Below are 4,935 nucleotides of genomic sequence, written 5' to 3'. Positions count from 1 at the left end.
CGAGCACTAACAGCAGGCGTTCGGATCCGCTGGGGCGCAGCGGATTTCCTCGGCCCGTCAGATACAGCAGCAACCCGCCGAGGGCGAGTCCCGCCGAACCGATGGCGGCCGCGGGTGCCCCTTCCGGGGCGAAGGACGCTGTGGTTCCGGTACTGCCCCACAGCACCGAGGCGGCCAGGATCGGTAGGGTGCCGCGCCACGAGGTGGCATGTGTGCGTGCGGCATCGAGGGTGGTCGTGCGATTGGACACTGTCGTGACTCCGTCGTCGAATTCCGGTGGGAAGGAATCGAAACGGGCGCACGACAGGAACCTGACTGCCTGGAGAGGTCAGCCGGAGAGTGAAGCGAAGCTCAGCCGATGCGCCCGATCAGGCGACGGGCGGCGGCGTGACCGCGTGCCAAAAAGTACCCACCAGCCGAGCCTACAAGAAGCGCGGTCAGGCATAACCGACCGGCCTCCCCTCGATGACCGTTCGACGATCAGCCCAGATCGAACTCCCCGGCCTGGAACGCGACTGTGAATCTGCTGAAAGGTGTTGTTCAGGCGTCTGATTCGAGATTGGTTGTCGGTGGTGGGGCGTACCGTCTTGCGGAGAGTCAGGACTGCTGAACCGCATGCGGAGGGAGCGGGGCATGAAGGCTATTCGCACGCATGATTCGACCGCAGGTATCGCGGGGCTCGTCTATGAGGACGTGCCCGATGCCAAGGCGGGGTTGTGTGAGGTGTTGATCAGGGTGGTGGCGTGCGGGATTACGCACAATGAGCTCGAGTGGCCGATTTGGACGTGCCGGGCGGGGCATCGGCGGGAGGCGATCATTCCCGGGAACGAGGTGTCGGGGGTGGTGGCGGCGGTCGGGTTCGGGACGGCCGGGTTCGCCATCGGGGATGAGGTGTATGGACTGACCGATCAGTTGCGGGATGGGGCGGCTGCGGAATTGGTCGCGGTCGAAGCGCGGAATCTGGCTCCGAAGCCGGTGTCGCTGGATCATATTCACGCTGCGGCGGTGCCGCGGGCGGGGTTGACGGCGTGGCAGGCGCTCTTCGATCACGGGAAGCTGGAGAAGGGGCAGACCGTGGTCATTCACGGGGCCGGTGGGGCGGTCGGGTCGGTGGCGGTGCAGTTGGCACACTGGGCGGGCGCGGAGGTGATCGGGACCGGGCGGGAGCATTCGCGTGAGCTGGCGACCGGGCTGGGGGTCGATCGGTATCTGGCGCTGGACAACGGCGACACGTTGGAAGATGTTGCCGGACAGGCGGATCTGGTGGTCGACACCGTCGGCGGCGAGGTGCTGACCGGGTCGTCGGTGCTGCTGCGGCCCGGCGGCATCCTGGTCACGATCAAGGCCGCCAGCGAGTTCCCGACCGATCGCGACGACATCACCAAGCTCGTGTTCGTGCAGCTACCCAATCGTGATCAGCTCGCCGAGCTGGCCCGCCTGATCGACGAAGGGCTGTTGAAACCGCAGGTCGGCGCGGTCTATCCGCTCGCGGAGGCGACTACGGCCTTCACGACGAAGGCCGCCGGTGGCGTGCCCGGGAGGATGATCCTGCAACCCTGACCGGACCGGCGAAGATTTGTCCGATCTCGCCCTGCGGTGTGAAGGATCTTCTGTACAGTTCGATCATGAAGAAGGTTTCTTCGACACCGAATGGGTCGGGTGGGACGGCGCGACCGGTGCCGTTGGATGCCATCGACCGGCTCTTGCTCGACGAACTCGCCCGCGACGGGCGCATGACCAACAATGCTCTGGCCGCGGCGGCGGGCATCGCGCCCTCCACGTGCCTGGGGCGGGTGCGGGCGCTGGTGGAGCGCGGGGTGATTCGCGGGTTCCACGCCGATATCGATCCGGCGGCGCTCGGGCGGGATCTCCAGGCGATGATCGCGGTGCGTGTGCATGCCACCGCGCGCAGCCATCTGGCCGAGTTCGGGGACCAGATGGCGGCGCTGCCGGAGGTCGAGAACGTGTATTTCATTGCCGGGGCGGACGATTACCTCGTCCATGTCGCCACGGCCGATTCCGGTGAGCTACGGACCTTCGTGCTGGAGCATCTCAGCGCGCACCCGGCCGTCGCGTCCACGGAGACCATCTTGATCTTCGAGCACGTGCGGCCGGGGCATCACGGGGTGTCCTGACTCAGGCGGCGAGCGGGTGGGCGGCGTAACCGTGCGCTGCCGCAACCGATTCCGAGAGCAGTTCGCCCTTGTGGGTGCTCAGCCCGGCGGCCAGGCCCGCGTCGGCGGCGACCGCGGCGCGCCAGCCCTTGTCGGCCAGGGCGACCGCGTAGGGGAGCGTGGCGTTGGTCAGGGCGACGGTCGAGGTGTGCGGGACCGCGCCGGGCATGTTGGCCACGCAGTAGAAGATCGAGTCGTGCACGCGGTAGGTGGGCTCGGCGTGCGTGGTGGGGCGCGAGTCGGCGAAGCAGCCGCCCTGGTCGATGGCGATGTCGACGAGCACCGAACCCGACTTCATCTGCGCGACGAGCTCGTTGGACACCAGCGTGGGGGCCTTCGCGCCCGGCACCAGCACCGCGCCGATCACCAGATCGGCCTCGCGGACCAGGTTCTCCACCTCGAGCCGGTTGGACATGACCGTGCGCACCTGACCGTGGTACAGGTCGTCGATCTCGCGCAAGCGCGCGATGTTGAGATCCAGGACGGTGACGTCGGCGTGCATGCCGTGCGCGACCGCGATGGCGTTGCGGCCGGACACCCCCGCGCCGAGCACGACCACCCGGGCCGGGCGCACGCCGGGGACGCCGCCCATCAGTACGCCGCGACCGCCGCCGCTGCGCATCAGGTGGTAGGCGCCGGCCTGCGGGGCGAGACGGCCCGCGACCTCGCTCATGGGGGCCAGCAGCGGCAGGGAACCGTCTGCGGCGGTGACGGTTTCGTAGGCGATCGAGGTGATGCCCGAGGCCAGCAGCGCGTCGGTGCAGTCGCGCGAGGCGGCCAGGTGCAGGTAGGTGAACAGCACCTGATCGGGGCGCAGGCGCGAATATTCTTCGGCCACCGGCTCTTTCACCTTGAGCACCAGATCGGCGACATCCCAGACCTGCTCGGGAGTGTCGAGCACCTGCGCGCCGGCGAAGCGGTAGGCGTCGTCCTCGAAGGTGGAGCCCACGCCCGCGCCGGTCTCGAGGAACACCTCGTGTCCGCGGGCGACGAGTTCGTGCACACCGGCGGGCGTGCAGGCCACCCGGTACTCGTGGTTCTTCACCTCGCGGGGAATGCCGATCTTCATGCCGCTCTCCTGATCTCTCGACTATTTGGGCAGGATCGCCACCCGCGAGAAATTGTGAAGATAGTGCGAGATCATGTCCAGAGGACTGAAGATGATTCTCAAATCAGCGCTCAAGACATCTGAACATTCAACCCGAGCGGATGCGAGCTGGGTCACACCGAAGCATCTTCGGCAGTCGCGAGCTTCGCCGCACGACGACCTTCGCGGTCCGAGGTGCGCTACCGCGCCGAGTCGGGCCAGGTGTCGTCGACAGGCCAGCCGCCCGCGCGCAGTTGCGCGCGCACCCGCTCGAGATCGGCGTCGCGGGGCATCTCGTCGGTGAGCTTGGTGATGAGGACCCCGACGTCGGCGCGGTCGGCGGGCAGCGCGCCGAGCAGTATCAGCTCGGCGGCCACCTGCCGCACCTGGTCCTCGCTCAACCGCCGCGCCAGCACGGCCAGCAAGGGCAGATAGTCGGTGTCGGGCACGCCCTGCGGATAGCCGGCGCGCAGCCACGCGACAATCCGGGCGAGCAGTTCGGACAGTGCCATTCGTTCGGATTTCCCCGTCTACCAGGGGTTCACGCCTCGGACGGGTGCGCCAGTGGCCACCCGCCCGCGGCCAGCCGGGCCGCGACCCGGTTCACGTCGTCGGGGCCGGGCTTCTCGTGGGCGAGGCCCTGGATGGCGGATTCGATGGCGGCGCGGTCGAGTACGCCGTCGGAGGCGAGCAGTTGCTCGATCACCTCGTCGACTTCCTGATCGGTGAGTTTGCGGTGCAGCACCGCGAACAGGGCCACGTAGTCCTCGCGGGGGACGCCGTGCGGGTAGCCCGCGCGCAGCCATTCCAGGACGGCCGCCAGAATTGAGCGATTGGTCGTCATGGCTCCTACTTCTTGGGAGGCTTCGCGCCGAAGAGCTGGATGTCGAAGGTGTGGCTGATGAAATCCTTGGCGATGTACAGGATTCCGGCGAGCACCACGATCGCCGCGGCCGCGAAGCACACGTACGCGATGGTGGTGGCGACGGTGTTGCGCGGCGCGATCCGCGGTCCGTCCACGGCGGGTTCCCCGGCCCAGAACCGGATTCCGGCCGCGAAGATGACCGGGACCCCGACGCCGAGGACCAGCGCGATCAGTGTGACCTCGCCCAGGGACTTGGCGATGGCGTTGAAGGTGTGCACGTCTCTCCTCAGGCCGCGGTCTTCGCACGCGGCTGCGACGGCGGGGTGAGCCCACTCTCCCAGTCGTCGTTGACGTTTCGGGTATCGACGGGATTGCGCCGCGAACGCAGGTACATGTAGGCCGACGCGGCGATCAGGATGGCCGCGACGATGACCACGCCCAGCAGGCCGCCGCCGAGATCGGCCAGCCACCAGCAGAACGCGCCCACCAGACCGGCCAGCGGCAGGGTCAGCACCCACGCCACGGCCATGCGACCCATCACGCCCCAGCGCACCTCCGCACCCGGCTTGCCCAGGCCGGTGCCCAGGATGGAACCGGTGGCGGTCTGCGTGGTCGAGAGCGGCAGACCGAACTGGGCCGAGGTGAGAATGATGGCGGCGGAGGAGGTTTCGGCGGCGAAGCCCTGCGGCGAGTCGATCTCCACCAGGCCCTTGCCCAGCGTGCGGATGATGCGCCAGCCGCCCAGGTAGGTGCCCAGAGCGATGCCCAAGGCGCAGCAGACCTTCACCCACAGCGGGATGTCGTCCGAG

7 protein-coding genes and 1 pseudogene are annotated in these 4,935 nt (G+C 68.1%); 2 read left to right on the top strand and 6 right to left on the bottom strand.

The features are described 5' to 3' along the window. Nucleotides 1–250: pseudogene (locus tag ACWELQ_RS37910) on the bottom strand (hypothetical protein); the annotation flags it as partial. 383 nt (nt 251–633) lie between these two features. On the opposite strand from ACWELQ_RS37910, the gene ACWELQ_RS37905 reads away from it, so the two are divergent. Both ACWELQ_RS37905 and ACWELQ_RS37900 read left to right on the top strand, forming a co-directional pair. After that, nucleotides 634–1,560 carry an NADP-dependent oxidoreductase gene (locus ACWELQ_RS37905; RefSeq protein WP_452401835.1) on the top strand — a complete coding sequence of 309 codons (927 nt, stop codon included), beginning with the start codon at nt 634–636 and terminating at the stop codon, nt 1,558–1,560. Between the two features lie 65 nt (nt 1,561–1,625). Further along, nucleotides 1,626–2,135 carry an Lrp/AsnC family transcriptional regulator gene (locus ACWELQ_RS37900; protein ID WP_452401834.1) on the top strand — a complete coding sequence of 170 codons (510 nt, stop codon included), beginning with the start codon at nt 1,626–1,628 and terminating at the stop codon, nt 2,133–2,135. A gap of 1 nt (nt 2,136) precedes the next feature. On the opposite strand, the gene ald is transcribed toward ACWELQ_RS37900, so the two are convergent. The 5 genes from ald to ACWELQ_RS37875 all read right to left on the bottom strand — a co-directional run. After that, the gene (gene ald / locus ACWELQ_RS37895; protein WP_452401833.1) at nt 2,137–3,243 is read right to left on the bottom strand and encodes an alanine dehydrogenase; all 1,107 of its coding nucleotides are present in this window, start codon (nt 3,241–3,243) and stop codon (nt 2,137–2,139) included. 218 nt (nt 3,244–3,461) lie between these two features. Continuing rightward, nucleotides 3,462–3,773 (bottom strand): DUF3349 domain-containing protein, encoded by a 312-nt coding sequence (locus ACWELQ_RS37890; protein WP_452401832.1) that lies wholly within the window; start codon nt 3,771–3,773, stop codon nt 3,462–3,464. A gap of 29 nt (nt 3,774–3,802) precedes the next feature. Further along, nucleotides 3,803–4,105 (bottom strand): DUF3349 domain-containing protein, encoded by a 303-nt coding sequence (locus tag ACWELQ_RS37885; protein ID WP_452401831.1) that lies wholly within the window; start codon nt 4,103–4,105, stop codon nt 3,803–3,805. 5 nt (nt 4,106–4,110) lie between these two features. Next, complete coding sequence (locus ACWELQ_RS37880; protein ID WP_452401830.1) at nt 4,111–4,404, bottom strand: hypothetical protein; 294 nt, start codon at nt 4,402–4,404, stop codon at nt 4,111–4,113. 8 nt (nt 4,405–4,412) lie between these two features. Beyond that, nucleotides 4,413–4,935 (bottom strand): anion permease (locus ACWELQ_RS37875; RefSeq protein WP_452401829.1); only part of this gene is annotated, 523 nt, incomplete at its 5' end.

Source organism: Nocardia sp. NPDC004722 (assembly GCF_053601505.1).
The sequence above is the reverse complement of the archived record's forward strand: the minus strand, read 5'-3'. Positions and strand labels throughout refer to the sequence as shown.